Genomic DNA, 19743 nt, shown 5'->3' on the forward strand with positions numbered 1-19743 from the left:
CGCGTACGGCGAGGGCCCGGACGGGAATTCCCGTCCGGGCCCTCGCCGTACGCCCGGGGCTCAGAAGCGCAGCTCGGCCGCGATCCGGCCGTGCCCCTTGAGCGAGTCGTCCGCGACGAAGAACACCTCCGCGCCGCTGTCCAGCGCCCCTTCGACCAGCTCGTCCACGATGTCCTCGCGGACACTCGCGTCGGACGGGTCCACCACGTCGTCGTTCACCGGCTTCAGGTGCTCCTGGTCGACCCGTACCGTCTGCTGGTAGTGCTCCTCCACGGCCACCAGACCGGCCCGGCCCTCTCGCACCGCGGCCCACACCTCGTCCAGGCCCCCGGCGAACGCCTTGCGGCCGCGCGCCGCGTCCAGCCGCCCGTCGATCTCCTTGGCGAAGTGCGCGCGCCGGGCGTCCAGGGCCGGGCGCAGCTCGGTGAGCAGGTCGCGGGGCGCGTTGTCGGCCGGCGCGCCCTTGGTGACCCGGCCGACCGCGTCCTTGGCGCACGGGCTGACCTCGTCGAACAGGGCGAGCGCAGGTGCGATGCCCACCAGGTACAGCGGGCGGGGGTCGGTGGCCAGGACGGCGCGCAGCTTCTCGTCCACCGTGCGCAGGAAGTTCCGGGTGTCCTCGCTGGCGAAGTTGCTCGCCGTGTCCCCGATGCGCTCCATGCGCTGCGGGTTGAACTCCTCGCGCGGGGCGGCCAGTGGGAAGTCGCCGACGTGGGCCTCCTGCGCGGACTCGGTGGTGCCGCTGAAGAGGGCGGCGTGGTCGGCGGCCACGGTCAGCGCCCAGAAGGGGCGGGCCTGCGCCTTCGCGGCGACCAGGTTGCGGGTGAGGTAACTGTCGCTCAGCACCACCCGTTCGGGTGTGGTGCGCGGCAGCCGCCAGATCTGGTACTCGTCGGCGGTGGCGAGGAGGACGAGCGCGTCCAGGGCGCGGCGCTGGTCGAGCTCGCCGGCCGCGCGGTCGAGCTGCTGCTTGATCGCGGCGCACTCCTCCCGGCCGACCTGCGGATCGGCTTCCAGCCGGTTGTGGGCCTCGGACAGCAGGTTGCGCAGTCGTACGGCGTCCTGCGCGTTGTCCGGGGCGCGCCGGTGGGTCGGCATGGTCAGGGACAGGGCCGGATAGGGCCTGGTCCTGCGGAGCTCCTGCAGCAGGCCGGCGGTCAGGGCGTCCGTGTCCATCTGTTCCCTCCCGGGGAATTGCGCACTGCGTGCGGAGCGGGTGGTGATTCAACGAGTCAATTCATACCTTTTGATCCTAATATGGGCGAGTTGGTCATTCCGGGTGCGGGAAGCGCTGCTTCCCCGTGCCCGCTTCAGTGGACGGAGCGTTTGTGAACCGGACCGGCCCCGCGCGGAGCCCCTTCCGAGGCCGCGCCATCCGCAGCCTGACTCCCGCCGCACTCGTCGCGGTGCTCGCCGCCGGAGCGGCCGCCTGCGGCGACTCCGACACCTCGTCGCCGGGTACGGCCAGGAGCACCCGCACGCTCTCCGCCGAGCCGACGGCGAGCCCGAGCCCGACCCGTAGCGAGCGCACCCCGGAGGAGTTCGCCTCCTCCGTCTCCGCCGACGTCGAGCGCAACCGGCAGAAGGCCGCGGCGACCCTCAAGGGGGTCGACGGCAAGGGCAACGCGATGGACGACGTCTCCGTCAACGGCATCGCGGTCCGTCCCGGGGAGCGGTTCCGCAGCGCGCTGGTGCGCGTGACCAACCGGAGCGACAAGCCGGCGTTCTTCGCCGTGCGCGTCGAGTTCGTGGACGCGTCGGGCAAGGTGCTGGACTCCGTGGTGCTGGGCTTCCCGGACGCGCCGACCGACAAGACCGTCAGCCAGCACGCCAACAGCCGCAAGGCCGCCGGCGTCAAGTCGTTCCCCCGGATCGCCCAGGCGGAGCGGGGCTGACGGCCGGCGGCCGGAGTCAGCGGCGCGCGGTCGTCACCAGATGGCCTCCACCCACTCGGGGTGGTCCACGAACGGGTTCCGGTTGTGCTGGTAGTCCTCGTATATGACGTCGTTGCGCCGCTTCTCGAAGGCGTCCGGCGGGTCCTGCTCGCTCCAGGCCTTGAGTACGGAGAGCCGTCCGATGTGCGGTGAGGAACCGTTGGACACGCTGTCGTTGGGTTCCAGGTCGGGGAACGCGTCGTCGCCCTCGTAGCGCACGGCCATGTAGAGGATCATCCGCGCCACGTCGCCCTTGACCGCGTCGCGCGGTTCGAAGGAGTCGGAGTCGGTGTAATTGCCCGGGGCGTCGCTCAGCTCCGCGCCGCCGTTGTCGAAGTCCTTGTTGCCGCGGGTGGAGTTGACCTGGACGTCGGACGGACGCAGGTGGTGGATGTCGGTGCCCGGGCCGGTGGCCGTGCCGAAGTCGCCGTGGGACTTGGCCCACACGTGCTCGCGGTTCCACTGGCCGGTGCTGCCGCCGTTGTTGCTCTTCGGCTCGGAGCGCCCGGTGTACAGCTCGATGATGTTCGAGGAGTTGGCCGGGTCCTCGTCGGTGTCCTTCAGGGCGTCCCATACCTGGCTGTAGGTCAGCTTGCTCTGGTCGCTGATGATCGTGTGCAGGGCGCTCTTCAGAGCGGCGCCGGTCTTTCCGGTCGCGTCCTGGTAGTACGTGTCGTCCAGGGCCGAGAGCGCGGAGGCGGCTGTGGGCGGTGGCGTCGCGACGGGCGCGGCGGCGGCCGTACCGCCGAACAGCGCCAGTGCGGCGAGCGCGGCGGGCAGTGCGTGGCGGGCGGGAAGGTGACGACGGGACATGTGGGGTGTCCTCTCCGGGAATACGCGCACCGCGGCGCCGTCACGGGGTGGGGGGCGGCTCCGCGGTGGTCGTGTCCGCTATGTGTACGCGGGAGCTTTCCATGCGGACCGTCACGATGTGTGAACCCCGCGTATCTATCATGTGCAGGTCAAGTGAGGGCTCGGAACCCGTTCCGGGACCCCGCCCCGGGCTCGGATGCGGGAGCGCCGGGGGCGGGCGAGAATGACGGGAAGGACAAGGAGGCGGCATGAGCGACGAGTCCGATTCCGTATCCAGCACCCGGGGCCTCACTCCGGACGACCTCTTGCACACCGGTGCCACCGACAACCCGTCCGCCGAGGATCTGGTGCTCGCGTCGGGCCGGGACCTGACCCCGGAGAACCTCAAGTGGGCGGAGCGCACCCTGGCCAGGGAGGGCCGGGCGGCCATCGACAAGCGGCTGCCGTAGACAGCGGTACGGCGCGGCGGCCCCGGCCGTCGCGCCCCTCACGGTTTCGGGCGCCGGGCGCCGCTCGGCTAGCCTGAACGCACAATGAACCGTTTGACGACGTCAGAGGCCGGTTACGACCTCGCCCGCTTCCCCGAGGACCCCCGCGACCCGTTCCGTGCCTGGGACGCGGCCGACGCCTATCTGCTCCAGCACCTGGAGGAGGCGGTCGACGTCTCGGGGAACGTCGTCGTGACCGGCGACCGCTGGGGGGCCCTGAGCACCGTCCTCGCCGCACACCGCCCCGTCCAGATCAGCGACTCCTACCTCGGGCAGCGCGCCACCGCGGCGAACCTGGAGCGGAACGGGCTGCCCGCCGACGCGGTGCGCCTGCTGTCCCCGCGCGACACCCCGCCGGACCGCGTCGACGTGCTTCTCGTACGCGTCCCGAAGAGCCTCGCGCTCCTGGAGGACCAGCTCCACCGCATCGCGCCCGCCGTGCACGCCGGGACGGTCGTCGTCGGCACCGGGATGGTCAAGGAGATCCACACCTCCACGCTCAGTCTGTTCGAGCGCCTCATCGGCCCGACCCGGACCTCCCTCGCCGTCCGCAAGGCGCGGCTCATCCACTGCACCCCGGACCCCGCCCTGCCCCGCACCCCCAGCCCCTGGCCGCTGCGCTACGAGCTGCCGTCGGACGCCGGGGCGGCCGCCGGGCGCACCGTGACCAACCACGCCGGGATCTTCTGCGCCGACCGGCTCGACATCGGCACCCGCTTCTTCCTCAAGCACCTGCCGGACCGCAGCGGGCCCGACCGCGTCGTGGACCTCGGCTGCGGCAACGGCGTCCTCGGCCTCGCCGCCGCCCTCGCCAACCCCGACGCGACCCTCACCTTCATCGACGAGTCGTACCAGGCCGTCGCCTCCGCCGAGGCCACCTTCCGCGACAACACCGGGCCGGACGCCAAGGCGTGCTTCGTCGTCGGGGACGGCCTGGCCGGAGCCGAACCCGGCAGCGCGGACCTGGTCCTCAACAACCCGCCGTTCCACTCCCACCAGGCCACCACCGACGCGACCGCCCGGACCATGTTCCACGGGGCGCGGCGCGCGCTGCGCCCGGGCGGCGAGCTCTGGGTGGTCGCCAACCGCCACCTGGGCCACCACACCACCCTGCGGCGCGTCTTCGGTAACTGCGAGACGGTGGCGGGCGACCCGAAGTTCGTCGTGCTGCGCGCGGTCAGGCGCTGAGCGCCGCCCACCGCGGCAGCGGCTCGCGGGCCGTGTGCCAGGCCGGGGGCAGAGCGGCGACGCCGGTACGGGCGGCGATCACGCCTCCCGCGATGGCGCAGGTGGTGTCGATGTCACCGCGCCCCGCGACCGTGCACCACAGCCCCTCCTCCAGATCGTCCAGGTGCCCCGCCGCGGACCACAGCGCGAAGGGGACGGTGTCCGGCCCGGCCATCCGGTAGCCGGAGCCCAGCACCTCCGCCGCGTGCCGGACCGAGGTATGGGCGGGCATCCGGGACGCGATGCGGACGCCCGAGCGCACCTCGCTGTCGGGCAGGTGCGCGGCCACCTCCTGGAGGAACGCGGCGCGCTCGGGGGCCGGGCCGCCCCGGCCGCGCACGGCCAGCGCCGCGGCGACGGCGACCGCCACTGCCCCGGCGGCCGCCTCCGGGTGGTGGTGCGAGACCGCGCTCTGGCGGGCGGCCTGCTCGACGGCGGTGTCCAGGTCGGCGGCGTGCCAGGCACCGAGCGGGGCGACGCGCATCGCCGCCCCGTTGCCCCAGGAGCCCATCCCCTCGAACTGCTCGGTCACCAGCTTCTGCCAGGGCTCGCCCGCGCCGATCCGGCGCAGCACGTCGTGCATCGAGGCACCGTAGCCGCGGTGCGTGTCGGCGGCGTACTCCTCGGCCAGGCGCCGGGCGAACCGGTCCTGGTCCACGGTGCCGTCGCCCTCGGCGAGTTCGCGGACCAGGACCAGTGCCTGCGCGGTGTCGTCGCTCCATTGCCACACGGATTCGTCGGGCAGCGCCCGCGCCTCCAAGGGCCCGGTGCCCTCGCGACGCAGGATGCCGAACCAGCGGTCGCCGAAGGCGTCACCGAAGGCGAGCCCGGCCAGGGAGTCGAGGGCGGGGGCGGGTGCGTCGATCATCGGAGCAGTATGACAAGCCGGGTGCTCCGTCCGCCCGGCCATTCCGCTCGCCGGGCTGTTCCGCCGCTCCGCGCCGCGCGGCGGCCGCCGCCACGGCCGCGCCCGCGGAGAGCAGCGCGCACAGCAGCCAGACCGCGACGTACCCGGACTCGCTCGCCGCCTCCTGGGTATCGGAGACGGTGCTCCCGGTCTCGGACGCCGGGGTTGCCAGGATGACGGCGATGACCGCTCCGGAGACCGCCCCGCCCAGGGTCTTCACGTTGTTGTACAGCGCGGTGGTGATCCCCGTACGGGAGGGGGCGCCGGCCTCCGCGATCACCGTGGGCAGCGCACCGAGCGCCACGCCGATCCCGGCCCCGGCGAGCACCTTGGCCGCCACCAGCTGCCAGATCGCCGTGTGGAACGCGGCGGTGGACAGGAAGCTCACGCCGATCAGGGCGAACGAGGCGATCAGGGCGGGCCGGTAGCCGACGCGCCCCGCGACATGGGCGGTCAGCGAGGAGCCCACGACGGCGGCGACCCCGGCGGGCAGGGCGGTCAGCGAGATGGCGAGGGCGGAGAGCCCGAAGCCGTAGCCGGTCCGCTCCGGGTCCGCCGCGAGGAACGTCGAGTCCGGAGCCAGGCTGCCGAAATAGACGACGCCGAACGCCGCCGCGCAGAGGAAGTACGGGGCGACACTGCGGTCGGCCAGCGCCCGCAGGTCCACCAACGGATCGGGCACCCGCAGTTCGCGCACCACCCACACCGCGCCCGTCAGCAGGGCGAGCGGCACCGGGACCAGCACCGCGCCGGAGAGCAGGGGGCCGGTCTTCGCCGCGGAGATCCCCGCCAGCAGCAGGAGCACCGCCAGGCTCAGCAGGCCCACGCCCGGCCAGTCGAGCCGTGCGTCCGGCGTCCTGGTGGACTCCGGGATCGCGACGAACGAGACCGGCACGCAGAGCAGGGCCAGCACGGCCGGGAGGAGCAGGGTGATCCGGACATCGCCGGACGCCTTGTGGGCCAGGCCCATGACCACCCCGCCGAGCAGCGTGCCGAGGGTGAGCGCGCCGACCAGGCGCGCGATGGCGCCGCGGGCGCGTTCGACGGAGAGCCGGTCGCGTACGAGCGCGATCTCCAGCGGCAGCAGGGCGGCGAGCGGGCCCAGCAGCACCCGGCCTGCCAGCAGCACGGGCAGCGAGGGGGCGAAGGCCACGAGCAGCGAGCCGACGGCGACGCACACCAGCGAGACCCGCAGCATCCGGCGGTGCCCGTACACGTCGCCGAGCCGGCCGAAGGCGGGCACGGACACGGCGGCGGCGAGCAGCTGGGCGGCGACCACCCAGTTGAGGTCGGCGTCCGCGATCCCCAGCTCCGTGCCGATGTCCGGCAGCAGCGGGGCGATCCCGCCCTGAAGGAAACCGCTGGTCAGCTCGAAGAGGACGAGCAGGCCCACCACCGCGCCGACGGAAGCCGTCTCCGCGGGGGCGGACCCGGCGGCCCCGGTCGTGTTCACGACGGCTGCTCGGCGTCCTGGAGGCGCCGCGCCGCGAGCCCGGCCAGCAGGGCGGCGGCGTCCGCCACCGCCCGGTCGTCGTAGACCGCCTGCGCGGAGTGGTTCATGGGGGCTGCCGACGGGTCCTGACCGGCCGGGCACGCGCCGAGGCCCACGTAGGCGCCAGGCACCTCGCGCAGCACGTACGAGAAGTCCTCCGAGCCGGCCATCGGGCGCGGTGCCTCGAAGACCTGCGCGGCGCCGAGCACCTCGCGCGCCGTGCGCAGCGCGAACGCGGCCTCGGCGGCGTCGTTGACGGTGACCGGGTAACCCTCGTGGTAGTCGGTCACGGCGGTCAGGCCGTGCGCGTCGGCGATCCCCCGCACGGTCCGTTCCAGGGCCGACCGGACCCGGCCCCGGGTCTCCTCCGAGAACGTCCTGACGGTGGCGGTGAACTCGGCGGTCCCCGGGATGACGTTCCCGGCCGAACCCGCGTGCAGCGAGCCCACGGTGATCACGGCCGGGTCGAAGATGTCGACGGTGCGCGTGACCAGGGTCTGGAGCGCGGTGACCATCTCGCAGACGGCCGGGACCGGGTCCTTCGCCAGGTGAGGCGACGATCCGTGGCCCCCGGCGCCCACGACCCGCACGGTGGCCTCGTCGAAAGCGGCGAGCATCGGGCCGGGCCGTACGGCGGCGGTGCCGACGGGCAGTACCGCGGAGATGACGTGGAGCGCGTACGCGGCGACGACCCGGGTCCCGGCCGCGTCGAGCACGCCCTCCTCGATCATCAGCCGGGCGCCGCCCATGCCCTCCTCGCCCGGCTGGAACATGAACACCACGTCCCCCGCAAGCTCCTCGCGCCGCGCGGCCAGCAGCCGCGCCGCCCCGACCAGCCCCGCGGTGTGCACGTCGTGGCCGCAGGCGTGCATCCGCCCGGGTACCTCGGAGGCGTACGGCACACCGCTGTCCTCCTGCACGGGCAGCGCGTCCATGTCTCCGCGCAGCAGGACGGCGGGGCCGGGCCGGCCACCGCGCAGGACGGCGGTCACCGAGGTGAGCTGTCGGCCGGTCGTGATCTCCAGGGGCAGTCCGGACAGGGCGTCCAGGACGGCCCGCTGGGTGCGGGGGAGGTCGAGGCCGAGCTCGGGCTGCCGGTGCAGGGCGTGGCGCAGCCGGACCAGGGAGTCTTCGACGGCGAGGGCGTCAGTGCGTGCGAACATGCCTGGTATGGTGCCGATCCGGTCGTACGGCGCGGCTCCAACGCCAGGATCCTCCGATGCGCACAGATCGTTTGCCGGAAACAGCCATCAGGAGGAAGGCCCCGTGCTGGACGAACTCGATCTGCTCCTCGTCACCGCGCTCCAGATCGCGCCGCGCGCGGACTGGCGGACCATCGGGGACGTGCTCGACCTCGACGCCTCGACGGTCGCCCGGCGCTGGGCCCGGCTGACCCGGGCCGGGCACGCCTGGATCGGCGTGCACCCCTCGGTCGCGGCGAGCGGCCCCCACACCTGGACCCTGGTCGCCTTCATCGAGGTCGACTGCGTCTCCGGGCGGCTGCACGAGGTGGCCGGACACATCGCCGACGACCCGCACGTGTTCAACCTGGAGCACGTCAGCGGCAGCCGGGACCTCCTGGTCACCGCGGTCTTCACGGACCACGCCCAGCTCGCCCGGTACGTCGGCTTCCGCCTCGGCGCCCTCGACGGCGTCGCCGCCTCCCGCACCCAGGTCGCCACCACCCTGCACACCGAGGGCAGTCGCTGGCGGCTCGACCGCCTCACCGAGGAGCAGCGCCGCAGGCTCGCCCCGCCCGCCGCGAACCGGCAGCCCGCCCACACCGTTCCCGAGCGCGACCTCGAACTCGTCCGCGTCCTCGGCGAGGACCCGCGCAGGCCCGTCGCCCACATCGCCGAACGCACCGGGCTCAGCCCCACGACCGTCCGCCGCCGCCTCGACCGCCTGGACGCCGACCGGGCCCTCTCCTACCGGTGCGAGGTGGCGCGGTCGCTCTCCGGCTGGCCGGTCTCGGTCTCGTACTGGGCGGCGGTGCCGCAGAGCCGGGCGCCCCAGCTCGCGAAGAGCATCAGCCAGATCCGCGAGATCCGGCTCTGCGCCTCGCTGACCGGCCCGCACAACCTGCTCCTGGCCGCGTGGCTGCGCTCGGTGGACGACATCGGCGCCTTCGAGTCCCGGCTGACCGCCCGCCACCCCGAACTGACGGTGGCCGACCGGGCGCTCACCCTCTGGCCGATGAAGCTCGCCGGTCACCTCCTCGACCCGCAGGGCCGCCATCTGCGAGCCGTCCCCCTGGCCAGCTGGGAGGGCACGCACTCCGACGACGCGGAGGCGGAGCTTCTGGACCGCCTCCGGACACCGCCGGTCTGACGACCCCGCCGCGGGGTGCCCTCCGAACGCGTCCCCGGCCACACTGGGGGTCCGGCCACTCCGCGCCGGAGCGCCCCGAGCGGGAGGGACACGCACATGACGGAAGCCGACCCAGGGCTCTTCGGGCCCGCATCGGTCACCTGGCAGCTGCACGGCGACCCGATGATGTGGATCGCCGGGGTGCGGGCCCTCTACCTCCAGGCGCTCCACCCCCTCGCCGTGCGCGGCGTGACGCAGAACTCCGACTTCCGCGAGGACGCCTGGGGCCGGCTCATGCGCACGGCGGGCTTCGTCGGCACGATCACCTACGGCACCACCGAGGCCGCCGAGAAGGCCGGCGCCCGGGTCCGGAAGATCCACGCCCGTCTGAAGGTCACCGACCCGGCGACCGGACGCATCCACGGGGTGGACGAGCCCGAGCTGCTGCTGTGGGTGCACTGCGCCGAAGCCGACTCCTACCTCCAGGTCCTGCGCCGCTCCGGCTACCCGCTCACCGCCCGGCAGGCCGACCAGTACATCGCCGAGCACCGGCACAGCGCCCGGCTCGTCGGCCTGGACCCCGAGGACGTGCCCGCGACGACCGCCGAACTGGCCGGCTACTTCGCCCGCACCCGGCCCCGGCTCGCCCGGACCCCGGAGGCGCTGGACGTCGACAGCTTCCTGCGCCGCCCGCCCGTGCCGCCGCTCCTGGTCCCCGCACGCGCCCTGCTGTGGCGGCGCGTCGCGACCCTCGCCTACCAGTCGCTGCCGCCGTTCGCCCACGAGCTGTACGGGAGGACGGCGCCGCCGCCCGCGGCCGTGGACCGACGGCTGCGCGCCGCAGGGGTGCTCCTGCGCGCCGTTCCCGCGCGGCTGCGCTGGCGGCTTCCGCCCGGTCACATCATGAACGCGATGGCGCGGCTCGGACCCGGCAGCCGCCCCACCCCGTACACACTGAAGAGGCAGGCAGCCATACTGGACGGACCTGGGAGGGTGCGGCGACAGCGGGCTGAACGACGGGGGCGGCAACAGGGATGGCGGAAACCAGGCTGATCCAGAGCCGGTACCGGCTGCTCGACCTGATCGGTCGCGGCGGCATGGGCGAGGTGTGGCGCGCCCGCGACGAAGCGCTGGGCCGTCAGGTCGCCGTCAAATGCCTCAAGCCCATGAGCGCCCAGCACGACGAGGACCACACCCGCATCGTCCGTGAACGCTTCCGCCGGGAGGCCCGGGTCGCCGCCGCCCTCCAGCACCGGGGCGTCACCGTCGTGCACGACTTCGGCGAGTACGAGGGCGTGCTCTACCTCGTGATGGAGCTGCTGGACGGCCGCAACCTCAGCCAGCTCCTGGAGGACAACGAGCAGCATCCGCTGCCCGTGGACGACATCGTGGACATCGCCGAACAGGTCGCCGACGCCCTCGGCTACACCCACCAGCAGGGCATCGTCCACCGCGATCTCAAGCCCGCCAACATCATGCGGCTGTCCGACGGCACGGTGAAGATCTGCGACTTCGGGATCGCCCGGCCGGGCCACGGCATCCCGGTCACCTCCCGGCTCACCGGCGTGGGCATCGCCATGGGCACGCCGCACTACATGTCCCCGGAGCAGATCAGCGGCGGCCAGGTCGACCACCGCAGCGACCTCTACTCACTGGGCTGTGTGCTGTACGAGATCGCCACCGGCGCCCCGCCCTTCGACCTGGAGGACTCCTGGGGCATCCTCGTCGGCCACCGCGACACCCCGCCCGAGCCGCTGCGCTCCCACCGCGCCGAACTCCCCGGGTTCTTCGACCGGGTCGTCCTCGACCTGCTCGCCAAGACCCCCGAGGAGCGCCCGGCCGACGCCCACGACCTGCGCCGCCGCATCGCCGTCGGCCGCACCGGCGAGCAGCCCTCCCTCGGCCCGGTCGGCGAAGCGCCGCCCGCCCCCGTCACCCTCTCCGGCCGCATGCCCGCCCCCACCGCGCCGCTGCCCGCCTGGGCCCGCACGATGACCGGCGGCCACAAGGCGACGGGCAGCGCGCACCCCACGGCCCCGCCCGACCACGCGGAGGGCCTCACCCTCGCCTGGACCACCGGGACCACCACGTCCGGCAACCGGGCCGACCGCCAGGTCCTGAGCCCCGGCCCCACCCGCAAGGACCGCGCCGAGAACGCGCTGCGCGAGTTCGGCCGCATCGCCGAGGACCGGGCCCGCGCCCTCGGCCCCGAGCACAGCGAAACGCTCGCCGCCCGGCAGCAGATGGCGTACGCGCTCGGCCGCCTCGGCCGGCACACCGAGGCCCACGAACTGCACAGCGCCGTGCTCGGGTCGCGGGAGCGCGCGCTGGGGCCCGACCATCCCGACACCCTGCGCTGCCGCCACAACCTGGCCTTCAGCCTGAGCAGACTGGGGCGCCTGGAGGACGCGTACCGCATGGCCCGCGACGTGGCCGCCGCCCGCGCCCGGGTGCTGGGCCCCGACCACCCGGACACCCTGGTCACGCTCTACGAGGTCGGCTACACGCTGGGCCGGATCGGCCGGTGGACGGAGGCCCTGCACACGTACCGCCAGGTCGCCGAGGCACGGACCCGGCTGCTCGGCTCCGACCATCCGGACACTCTCGCCACCCGCTACGAGGTCGGCATCAGCCTGGGCCGCCTCGGCCGCAGCGCGGACGCGCTGGAGCTGTACCGCGCGCTCGTCGCCGACCGCACCCGGGTCAACGGCCCCACCGACCCGGAGACCCTGCGCGCCCGCCACGGACTGGGCGTCAACCTCGGGCGGCTGGCCCGCTGGGACGAGGCCCTGGCCGAGGCGCGGACGGTGTGCGGGGCCCGGGAACACGTCCTGGGCCCCGATCACCCCGACACCCTCGTCAGCCGCCGCGAGGTCGCCGTCGCCCTCGGCTGGCTGGGACGCTGGACGGACGCGCTCGCGCTGTACCGGCAGGTCGCCGACGCCCGGACCCGGCTGCTCGGCCCCGCCCACCCGGACACGCTCGCCGGCCGCGACGACGAGGCCCACTGCCTCGAACAGCTGGGCCGCGCCCGGGAGGCCGCCGACCTCTACCGCGAGGTGGCGGCGCTCCGGCAGCACGGCCACGCGGCGCCCTGACGCGGGCCGCGAGCGCGGGAACGGGGCGGCCGGGCCCGCCCCGCTTCCGCGTCCCGGGGGCCGGTCAGTCGGCGGACGCGGTCCAGCCCGTCGCCTCGATCCGCCGGGCGTCCGACGGCCGCCCCTCGTCGAAGACCGTACGTCCGCCGTCCTCGACCTTGATGGCGTCCACGTACACGCCCCGGCCCACGTACAGCTGATCCGTGGTGTAGCGCCACCTGAGCAGGACCCCGGCGCCGCGCACTCCGGCGAGACCGGCGTCCAGCCGGTGCCAGACCCGGCCCGACCAGCCGGACAGCGAGCCGTCCGGATGGTCCTCGGGCCGGGCGCGCCCGCCCTGCCCGGTCGGCGTCGTCGTGAACGGGACGGGCTGCCAGGTGGCACCGGAGTCCGCCGAGGCCTCCAGGTGGAGGAAGTCCGACGCCGGCTCGGTGTCCCACCACAGCGCGCAGCTCAGCCGGGCCCGCGAGGAGTCGAGCGGCAGGGCGGGGAGCGCCAGGGTGGCCGTGGACGCGCTCGCCATCCCGGAGAACCAGGCGGTACGGCCCCGGGCCGGGCGGACCGCGACGGCCCTGGCCATCTGGTTGGCGGTGGCCACCCGCGGGGCGCTGCCGGACCGCCAGTTGCGCACCGGGTGGACCGAGTTGCCCAGCACGATCAGGAAGGAGTCCGTGGTCGGGTCCAGCACCAGGCTGGTCCCGGTGAAGCCGGTGTGCCCGGCGGTCCGGGGCGTGGCCATGGCGCCCATGTACCAGTGCTGGTAGAGCTCGAAGCCCAGACCGTGCGCGTCCCCGGGGAACGCCGTGTTGAAGTCGGTGAACAGCAGGTCGACCGACTCCTCCGAGAGGACGCGGGCCCGCCCGTAGACCCCGCCGTTGAGCAGGGTGCGGGCCAGGACCGCGAGGTCCCAGGCGCAGGAGAACACCCCGGCGTGCCCGGCGACCCCGTCCAGGCTGAACGCGTTCTCGTCGTGCACCTCGCCCCAGACCAGACCGCGGTCGAGCCCGGACCAGGGGAGCCGGGCGTCCTCGGTCGCGGCGATCTTCGGCTTCCAGGAGGCGGGCGGGTTGTACCGGGTGCGCCGCATCCCGAGCGGACCGGTGATCCGCTCGCGCAGCAGGACGTCCAGGGTCCGCCCGGTCAGCTTCTCCAGGACGAGCTGGAGCGAGATCAGGTTCAGGTCGGAGTAGAGGTAGACCGTGCCGGGCGGGTTGGCCGGGACCTCCTTCCACAGCAGCTCCAGCTTCCCCTCCCGGGTCGGCGCGCTGTAGAGCGGGATCCAGGCGGTGAACCCCGAGGTGTGGGTGAGCAGCTGACGGATCGTGATGTCCTGCTTGCCACCGCCCGCGAACTCCGGGAGATAGGAGGCGACCGTCGCCTCCAGCTCCAGCGTGCCGCGCTCGATCTGCTGCACGGCCAGGATCGAGGTGAACAGCTTCGAGACCGACGCCAGATCGAAGACCGTGTCCTCGGCCATGGGGATCTGCTGGTCGTCGGGGAACTCCACCCCGGTGTCGGTCTTCTCGTCGTACGCCGAGTAGCGCACCGCCTTGCCGATCGGGTGGTGCAGCGCCACCGTCCCGCCCCGGCCCGCGAGCAGCACCGCGCCCGCGTACCACGGGTGCTTCGGCGAGGCGGCCAGGTAGCGCTCCGCCTCGGTGACCAGCCTGTCGAGCGGTTCCTGCAACAGCCCGGCACGGGCGGCCGGTCCGCGCCGCAGCGTCGGCTTCGCGCCCCTGCCCGCGTGCATCTGTGACGACCCCGCCCCCGGCTCCGTGGCAGACGCCGTGCCCGCGAACGGGATCGGCGCCAGGGCGAGTGCCCCGCCCAGGGCCAGCATCCCACCACCGAGCCTCCGCCGGCTGATCTCCCCGGCCGCCGTGTCCTCCGTCATGCACAACCCCTTCTCGCTGCCTGAAAGTAACTTTCGAAATCTCTTCCGAGCGTGAAACTTCCTGCCGAGCAGAGAGTACTGTCAGGCTCCGCCACGCCGTAGGGGTGGGAGCCGGAAAGAATCTGATGTCGCGTCAGGCCCTTGACCGCGGCGTCCCGGCCACCCAGGATCACGCCATGAACGGTGTACGCAGCAGCACAGTCGACGGCGTCCTGACCCGCAGCGCACGGCGCACCCCCGCACGGACCGCCCTGCGCTACGCCGACCGGGCCTGGACCTACCGCGAGCTGGACGAGGCCGTCACCACCGCGGCCGCCGCCCTCACCGAGGGCCACGCCCTGCGCCCGGGCGACCGGGTCGCCGCCTACGCCCACAACTCGGACGCCTATCTGATCGCCTTCCTCGCCTGCGCCCGGGCCGGGCTCGTCCACGTGCCCGTCAACCAGAACCTCACGGGCGACGACCTGGCGTACCTCCTGCGCCAGTCCGCCAGCTCCCTGGTTCTCACCGACCCGGCCCTCGCGGACCGCGTCCCCGAGGGCTTCCCCGCACGGGCGCTGCGCGACGACGAGGGGTCGTTGCTGGCCGAACTGGGCACCCCGCGCCCGTTCACCCCCGTACGCGAACCGGCCGCCGACGACCTCGTGCAGCTGCTCTACACCTCCGGGACCACCGCGCTCCCCAAGGGCGCGATGATGACGCACGGCGCCCTCGTCCACGAGTACGTCAGCGCGATCACCGCGCTCGGCCTGCGCGCCGGGGACCGCCCGGTCCACGCGCTGCCGCTCTACCACTCCGCACAGATGCACGTGTTCCTGCTTCCCTATCTCGCGGTGGGCGCCGAGAACACGGTCCTGGACGCACCGGACGCGGACCGGATCTTCGACCTGGTCGAGTCGGGACGGGCCGACAGCCTCTTCGCCCCGCCCACCGTCTGGATCGGCCTCGCCAACCACCCCGACTTCGCCGCCCGCGACCTCGGCGGCCTGCGCAAGGCGTACTACGGGGCGTCGATCATGCCCGTCCCTGTGCTGGAACGCCTCCGCGACCGGCTGCCCGGGCTGGCCTTCTACAACTGCTTCGGGCAGAGCGAGATCGGCCCGCTGGCCACCGTGCTCGGACCGGACGAGCACGAGGGCCGGATGGACTCCTGCGGCAGGCCCGTCCTCTTCGTCGAGGCCCGGGTCGTGGACGAGCACGGCAAGGAAGTCCCCGACGGCACCGCGGGCGAGGTGGTCTACCGCTCGCCCCAGCTGTGCACCGGCTACTGGGACAAGCCGGAGGAGAGCGCGGAGGCGTTCCGCGACGGCTGGTTCCACTCCGGCGACCTCGCCGTCCGGGACGCGGACGGCTACTTCACGGTGGTCGACCGGGTGAAGGACGTCATCAACTCCGGCGGGGTCCTCGTCGCCTCCCGGCAGGTCGAGGACGCCCTCTACACCCACCCCGCCGTCGCCGAGACCGCCGTCGTCGGGCTGCCCGACGAGCGCTGGATCGAGGCCGTCACCGCCGTCGTCGTCCTGAAGGGCGAGGCCACCGAGGACGAGCTGATCGCCCACACCCGCGAACGGCTCGCCCACTTCAAGGCTCCGAAGCGGGTCGTCTTCACGGACGCCCTCCCGCGCAACGCCAGCGGCAAGATCCTCAAACGGGAACTGCGCGACCGCCTCGCCTGACGGCGCCCCGCCTGGCCCTACCCGCGGACGCGGCCGACCGCCGCGTAGATGGTGTCGGGGATCTGCCCGTGCTCCGGCGCGGGCACCCCGTGCCAGCGCGGAGCGGCCACCAGACCGGGTGCGACCAGGTCGAGCCCGTCGAAGAAGCGGGCCACCTCCGCGCCGCTGCGGGGCTGCAGCGTGATGCCGCTCGACCGGTAGCGAGCCAGGGCCTCCTCGTGCCCGGCGAGGAAGTCCACCGTGAAGTGGGAGAGCACCAGGCAGCTTCCGGCGGGCAACGCGTCGACCAGCGTGCGGGTGATGCCGTACGGATCGTCCTCGCCCGACAGGAAGTGCATCAGAGCGATCAGCGAGAGCGCCACCGGCCGCTCGAAGTCCAGCACCGTCCGGGCGTGGTCGAGGATCTTCTCCGGCGACCGCACATCGGCTTCCAGATAGTCGGTGACGCCCTCCGGCGTGCTGACGAGCAGCGCCTCCGCGTGCCGCAGGACGATCGGATCGTTGTCCGTGTAGACGATCCGGGCCGCCGGGTTGATCTCCTGGACGATCTGATGGAGATTCGGCTGGGTCGGGATGCCGGTCCCGATGTCGAGGAACTGGTCGATGCCCTCCCGCGCCGCCCAGTCTGCCGCCCGGTGCATGAAGGCCCGGTTCTGCGCGACCCCCACCTTCGCCGGCTCCGGCATCTGCTCGCCGAGCTCCTGGTCGACGGGGTAGTGGTCCTTGCCGCCCAGGAGGTAGTCGTAGACACGGGCCGGATGCGGCCTGCTGGTGTCGACCGGGCCTGCCGTCATGATGTGCTCCCCACCCCTCGGCCGGAGAACACGAGTCCCCCGGCGGACAATCGCTCAAGCGGGCTCATCCTGCCACAGCAACCCCAAGAGGCAGCAGGGCGGTTGGGCGCTCAGCCGCGCTCGTCCACGATCCGCCGGAACTTGCCCACCGAGCGCTCCAGCGTCTCCGGATCCAGGATCTCGACGCCCACCGAGACCCCGATCCCGTCCTTGACCGCCGCCGCGACCGACGCGGCGGCCGCCGCCCGCTGCTCCGGCGTCGCACCGGCCCTGGCCTCGGCACGCACCGTCAGCACATCGAGCCGGCCCTCCCGGGTCAGCCGCAGCTGGAAGTGCGGCGACACCCCGGCGGTGCGGAGCACGATCTCCTCGATCTGCGTCGGGAAGAGGTTCACCCCGCGCAGGATCACCAGGTCGTCGCTGCGCCCGGTGACCTTCTCCATCCGCCGGAACACCCGGGCCGTGCCGGGCAGCAGCCGGGTCAGGTCCCGCGTCCGGTACCGGATGACCGGCATCGCCTCCTTGGTCAGCGAGGTGAACACCAGCTCGCCCCGCTCCCCGTCGGGCAGCACCTCGCCGGAGACCGGGTCGACCACCTCCGGATAGAAGTGGTCCTCCCAGATGTGCAGCCCGTCCTTCGTCTCCACGCACTCCTGGGCCACTCCCGGGCCCATCACCTCGGACAGGCCGTAGATGTCGACCGCGTCGATCGCGAACCGCTCCTCGATCTCCCGCCGCATCTCCTCCGTCCACGGCTCGGCCCCGAAGATCCCCGCCTTCAGCGAGGTCGTACGCGGATCGATGCCCTGCCGCTCGAACTCGTCCAGGATGGTCAGCATGTACGAGGGCGTCACCATGATGATGTCCGGCCTGAAGTCCTGGATCAGCTGGACCTGGCGAGCCGTCATGCCGCCGGACGCCGGAATCACCGTGCAGCCCAGCCGCTCCGCCCCGTAGTGCGCCCCGAGACCACCGGTGAACAGCCCGTAGCCGTACGCCACATGGATCTTGTGCCCCGGCCGCCCGCCCGCCGCCCTGATGGAACGGGCGACCACGTCGGCCCAGGTCTCCAGGTCCTTCCCGGTGTAGCCGACGACGGTCGGGCGACCGGTCGTTCCGCTGGAGGCGTGGACCCGGCGCACCTGGTCCTCGGGGACCGCGAACATCCCGAACGGGTAGTTGTCCCGCAGATCCGCCTTGGTGGTGAAGGGGAAGCGGGCCAGGTCGGCGAGCGAGCGGCAGTCCTCCGGCTTCAGACCCGCCCGGTCGAACGCGTCCCGGTAGTGCGCCACGTTCTCATAGGCGTGGCGCAGGGTGGCCCGCAGCCGTTCGAGCTGAAGCGCCGCCAGCTCGGTGCGGCTCATCCGTTCCGCCGTGTCCAGCAGAGCCGTCATGTCGGGCCTCCCTCGTCCGTGCGCGCCGAGCGGGCGACCGGTCGTTCGGTCGCTTTCTCCGGGAGCAGTAATTCAGGATCTTGCACCCCCTGGCAAGAGGGGGGACGCATCCGGCCCGGACTGCGAGTACGCCCGTACCGAACACGGCTGCGTCACCCGGACGGCCCTGTTTGGATGGAGGCATGCCGACCTTCCACACGTACGACGGAACCGAGCTCGCCTATCGCCTCGTGGGGGAGGGGACACCGCTGGTCTGCCTGCCCGGCGGTGCCATGCGGGCGAGCGCCTACCTCGGCACCCTCGGCGGCCTCGCGGACCGACGGCAGCTGGTCCTCCTCGACCTCCGGGGCACCGGTGAATCGGCCGCCCCCGAGGACCCCTCCACCTACCGCTGCGACCGGCAGACCGAGGACGTCGAGGCCCTGCGCGCCCACCTCGGCCTCGAACGCTTCGACCTCCTCGCCCACTCGGCGGCCGGCGAACTCGCCGCGCTCTACGCCGCCCGCCATCCGGACCGGCTGCGCAACCTGGTCCTCGTCACGCCCACCACCCGGGCCCTCGGCCTCCCCGCCTCGGTGCGCGAGTCCCGCGAGACGGCAGCCCTGCGCGCCTCGGAACCGTGGTACGAGGACGCGCTCGCCGCCCTGGAAGAGGTCTGGGCGGGCCGCATGACCGACGAACTGCGGGCCAGGACGAGGCCGTTCTCGTACGCCCGGTGGGACGCCGCCGCCCAGGAGCACGGCGCGGCCTCGCCCGCGCAGATCAACGCCGAGGCCGCCGCGCGGTACGCCGGGGAGGGCGCCTTCGACCCGGCCGCGACGGTTCCCGCCCTGCGTACCCTGGCGGCACCGGTCCTCGTCCTGGCGGGGGAGTACGACACCATCACCACGCCCGACCGGGCCGCCGGACTGGCCGCGCTCTTCCCGCACGCGGAGTTCGCCGTGCAGCGCGGCGCCGCGCACTTCCCGTGGATCGACGACGCGGGGGCGTTCGCCCGGAGCGTCGAGGCGTTCCTCGATCCGGCGGTGCACAGCGTCCGGGCCGGCGGCACGCGGCTCGCGTACCGGGTGTGGGGCGACCCGGCCGCCCCACCGGTCGTCCTGGCCCACGGCCGGTGCGGCAACAGCGGCGACTGGGCGGACATCGCCGCCCGACTGGCCACCACGCACCGGGTGTACGCCTTCGACTTCCGGGGCCACGGGCTCAGCGACTGGCCCGGCCGCTACAGCTTCGAGCTGTTCCGCGACGACCTGCACGGCTTCCTGGAGGCCCGCAACCTCGCCGGCGCCACCGTGGTCGGGCATTCCATGGGCGGGGCCGCCGCCTGCCTGCTCGCCGAACGGCACCCCGGACTCATCGGCCGCCTGGTCCTTGAGGAGGCGCCCCCGCTCATCCCGCTCGACCCGCCCCGTCCCGTTCCCCAACGCCCGGACGAGGAGCTGGACTTCGACTGGCCGCTCGTCCCCGCCATCGACGCCCAGCTCAACGACCCGGACCCGGCCGGGCGCGAACTCCTCGGCGACATCACCGCCCCCACCCTCGTCATCGGCGGCGGCCCCAGCAGCCGGATCGCCCAGGAGGACCTGGCCCGGACGGCCCACGCCATCCCCGGAGCGCAGTTCGTCACCATCGACGCGGGCCACCTCGTACACGCCGAACGGCCGGAGGAATTCGTCGCCGCCCTCCGGTCGTTCGGCATCTGATCACGGAACCGGC

General features: G+C 73.4%; 16 protein-coding genes. 8 read left to right on the forward strand and 8 right to left on the reverse strand.

What is annotated here, in order from left to right:
• Nucleotides 1-60 precede the first annotated feature (60 nt).
• The gene (locus tag ACZ6C6_RS06850) at nucleotides 61-1176 is read right to left on the reverse strand and encodes a baeRF3 domain-containing protein (protein ID WP_469199850.1); all 1116 of its coding nucleotides are present in this window, start codon (nucleotides 1174-1176) and stop codon (nucleotides 61-63) included.
• Between the two features lie 152 nt (nucleotides 1177-1328).
• Between ACZ6C6_RS06850 and ACZ6C6_RS06855 the strand changes: the two genes are divergently transcribed.
• Nucleotides 1329-1895, forward strand: a complete 567-nt coding sequence (locus ACZ6C6_RS06855) for a hypothetical protein (protein WP_469199852.1) — start codon at nucleotides 1329-1331, stop codon at nucleotides 1893-1895.
• 33 nt (nucleotides 1896-1928) lie between these two features.
• Here ACZ6C6_RS06855 and ACZ6C6_RS06860 read toward each other — a convergent pair whose 3' ends face one another.
• Nucleotides 1929-2747, reverse strand: coding sequence for an endonuclease I family protein (locus ACZ6C6_RS06860; RefSeq protein ID WP_469199854.1), 819 nt, complete (start codon nucleotides 2745-2747; stop codon nucleotides 1929-1931).
• 248 nt (nucleotides 2748-2995) lie between these two features.
• Here ACZ6C6_RS06860 and ACZ6C6_RS06865 point away from each other — a divergent pair, with 248 nt between their 5' ends.
• Both ACZ6C6_RS06865 and ACZ6C6_RS06870 read left to right on the forward strand, forming a co-directional pair.
• The gene (locus tag ACZ6C6_RS06865; protein ID WP_365677412.1) at nucleotides 2996-3196 is read left to right on the forward strand and encodes a hypothetical protein; all 201 of its coding nucleotides are present in this window, start codon (nucleotides 2996-2998) and stop codon (nucleotides 3194-3196) included.
• An 84-nt stretch (nucleotides 3197-3280) separates the two neighbouring features.
• A complete protein-coding gene (locus ACZ6C6_RS06870) occupies nucleotides 3281-4423 on the forward strand; it encodes a methyltransferase (protein WP_469199856.1) in 1143 nt (380 codons plus the stop codon).
• Here ACZ6C6_RS06870 and ACZ6C6_RS06875 read toward each other — a convergent pair.
• The 3 genes from ACZ6C6_RS06875 to ACZ6C6_RS06885 are packed head-to-tail and all read right to left on the reverse strand — an operon-like array spanning nucleotide 4413 to nucleotide 8024.
• Nucleotides 4413-5330 (reverse strand): ADP-ribosylglycohydrolase family protein, encoded by a 918-nt coding sequence (locus ACZ6C6_RS06875; protein ID WP_469199858.1) that lies wholly within the window; start codon nucleotides 5328-5330, stop codon nucleotides 4413-4415. The two genes, ACZ6C6_RS06870 and ACZ6C6_RS06875, sit on opposite strands and share 11 nt — an antisense overlap.
• Nucleotides 5275-6822: an MFS transporter gene (locus ACZ6C6_RS06880; RefSeq protein WP_469199860.1), complete on the reverse strand. Its 1548-nt coding sequence runs from the start codon at nucleotides 6820-6822 to the stop codon at nucleotides 5275-5277. The genes ACZ6C6_RS06875 and ACZ6C6_RS06880 overlap by 56 nt, the downstream gene beginning before the upstream one ends.
• The gene (locus tag ACZ6C6_RS06885; protein WP_469199862.1) at nucleotides 6819-8024 is read right to left on the reverse strand and encodes a M20 metallopeptidase family protein; all 1206 of its coding nucleotides are present in this window, start codon (nucleotides 8022-8024) and stop codon (nucleotides 6819-6821) included. The genes ACZ6C6_RS06880 and ACZ6C6_RS06885 overlap by 4 nt, the downstream gene beginning before the upstream one ends.
• Before the next feature lie 103 nt (nucleotides 8025-8127).
• Here ACZ6C6_RS06885 and ACZ6C6_RS06890 point away from each other — a divergent pair, with 103 nt between their 5' ends.
• The 3 genes from ACZ6C6_RS06890 (at nucleotide 8128) to ACZ6C6_RS06900 (ending at nucleotide 12269) form a co-directional block, all read left to right on the forward strand.
• Nucleotides 8128-9192: an Lrp/AsnC family transcriptional regulator gene (locus ACZ6C6_RS06890; RefSeq protein ID WP_469199864.1), complete on the forward strand. Its 1065-nt coding sequence runs from the start codon at nucleotides 8128-8130 to the stop codon at nucleotides 9190-9192.
• Nucleotides 9193-9288: 96 nt separating this feature from the next.
• The gene (locus ACZ6C6_RS06895) at nucleotides 9289-10224 is read left to right on the forward strand and encodes an oxygenase MpaB family protein (protein WP_469199866.1); all 936 of its coding nucleotides are present in this window, start codon (nucleotides 9289-9291) and stop codon (nucleotides 10222-10224) included.
• Nucleotides 10206-12269 carry a serine/threonine-protein kinase gene (locus ACZ6C6_RS06900; protein ID WP_469199868.1) on the forward strand — a complete coding sequence of 688 codons (2064 nt, stop codon included), beginning with the start codon at nucleotides 10206-10208 and terminating at the stop codon, nucleotides 12267-12269. Before ACZ6C6_RS06895 ends, ACZ6C6_RS06900 begins: the two co-directional genes overlap by 19 nt.
• A 64-nt stretch (nucleotides 12270-12333) precedes the next feature.
• Here the strand turns inward: ACZ6C6_RS06900 and ACZ6C6_RS06905 are convergent, their stop codons facing one another.
• Complete coding sequence (locus ACZ6C6_RS06905; RefSeq protein ID WP_469199870.1) at nucleotides 12334-14163, reverse strand: serine hydrolase domain-containing protein; 1830 nt, start codon at nucleotides 14161-14163, stop codon at nucleotides 12334-12336.
• A gap of 176 nt (nucleotides 14164-14339) precedes the next feature.
• On the opposite strand from ACZ6C6_RS06905, the gene ACZ6C6_RS06910 reads away from it, so the two are divergent.
• Nucleotides 14340-15839: an acyl-CoA synthetase gene (locus ACZ6C6_RS06910; protein ID WP_469199872.1), complete on the forward strand. Its 1500-nt coding sequence runs from the start codon at nucleotides 14340-14342 to the stop codon at nucleotides 15837-15839.
• Nucleotides 15840-15856: 17 nt separating this feature from the next.
• Here the strand turns inward: ACZ6C6_RS06910 and ACZ6C6_RS06915 are convergent, their stop codons facing one another.
• Both ACZ6C6_RS06915 and paaK read right to left on the reverse strand, forming a co-directional pair.
• Entirely contained in the window at nucleotides 15857-16633 is a 777-nt protein-coding gene (locus ACZ6C6_RS06915) for an SAM-dependent methyltransferase (RefSeq protein ID WP_469199874.1), read from the reverse strand.
• A gap of 110 nt (nucleotides 16634-16743) precedes the next feature.
• Nucleotides 16744-18027: a phenylacetate--CoA ligase PaaK gene (gene paaK / locus ACZ6C6_RS06920; protein ID WP_469199876.1), complete on the reverse strand. Its 1284-nt coding sequence runs from the start codon at nucleotides 18025-18027 to the stop codon at nucleotides 16744-16746.
• Between the two features lie 182 nt (nucleotides 18028-18209).
• Between paaK and ACZ6C6_RS06925 the strand changes: the two genes are divergently transcribed.
• Nucleotides 18210-19730 (forward strand): alpha/beta fold hydrolase, encoded by a 1521-nt coding sequence (locus ACZ6C6_RS06925; protein WP_469199878.1) that lies wholly within the window; start codon nucleotides 18210-18212, stop codon nucleotides 19728-19730.
• Nucleotides 19731-19743 lie beyond the last annotated feature (13 nt).

This window comes from Streptomyces sp. NPDC041814, assembly GCF_055590565.1.

What these genes read in the sequence shown, in the direction of transcription:
- ACZ6C6_RS06850 (WP_469199850.1), bottom strand. Translation starts at nt 1,176, where the DNA reads ATGGACACGGACGCCCTGACCGCCGGCCTGCTGCAGGAGCTCCGCAGG.
- ACZ6C6_RS06860 (WP_469199854.1), bottom strand. Translation starts at nt 2,747, where the DNA reads ATGTCCCGTCGTCACCTTCCCGCCCGCCACGCACTGCCCGCCGCGCTC.
- ACZ6C6_RS06865 (WP_365677412.1), top strand. Translation starts at nt 2,996, where the DNA reads ATGAGCGACGAGTCCGATTCCGTATCCAGCACCCGGGGCCTCACTCCG.
- ACZ6C6_RS06870 (WP_469199856.1), top strand. Translation starts at nt 3,281, where the DNA reads ATGAACCGTTTGACGACGTCAGAGGCCGGTTACGACCTCGCCCGCTTC.
- ACZ6C6_RS06875 (WP_469199858.1), bottom strand. Translation starts at nt 5,330, where the DNA reads ATGATCGACGCACCCGCCCCCGCCCTCGACTCCCTGGCCGGGCTCGCC.
- ACZ6C6_RS06885 (WP_469199862.1), bottom strand. Translation starts at nt 8,024, where the DNA reads ATGTTCGCACGCACTGACGCCCTCGCCGTCGAAGACTCCCTGGTCCGG.
- ACZ6C6_RS06895 (WP_469199866.1), top strand. Translation starts at nt 9,289, where the DNA reads ATGACGGAAGCCGACCCAGGGCTCTTCGGGCCCGCATCGGTCACCTGG.
- ACZ6C6_RS06900 (WP_469199868.1), top strand. Translation starts at nt 10,206, where the DNA reads ATGGCGGAAACCAGGCTGATCCAGAGCCGGTACCGGCTGCTCGACCTG.
- ACZ6C6_RS06905 (WP_469199870.1), bottom strand. Translation starts at nt 14,163, where the DNA reads ATGACGGAGGACACGGCGGCCGGGGAGATCAGCCGGCGGAGGCTCGGT.
- ACZ6C6_RS06910 (WP_469199872.1), top strand. Translation starts at nt 14,340, where the DNA reads ATGAACGGTGTACGCAGCAGCACAGTCGACGGCGTCCTGACCCGCAGC.
- ACZ6C6_RS06915 (WP_469199874.1), bottom strand. Translation starts at nt 16,633, where the DNA reads ATGACGGCAGGCCCGGTCGACACCAGCAGGCCGCATCCGGCCCGTGTC.
- paaK (WP_469199876.1), bottom strand. Translation starts at nt 18,027, where the DNA reads ATGACGGCTCTGCTGGACACGGCGGAACGGATGAGCCGCACCGAGCTG.
- ACZ6C6_RS06925 (WP_469199878.1), top strand. Translation starts at nt 18,210, where the DNA reads ATGCCGACCTTCCACACGTACGACGGAACCGAGCTCGCCTATCGCCTC.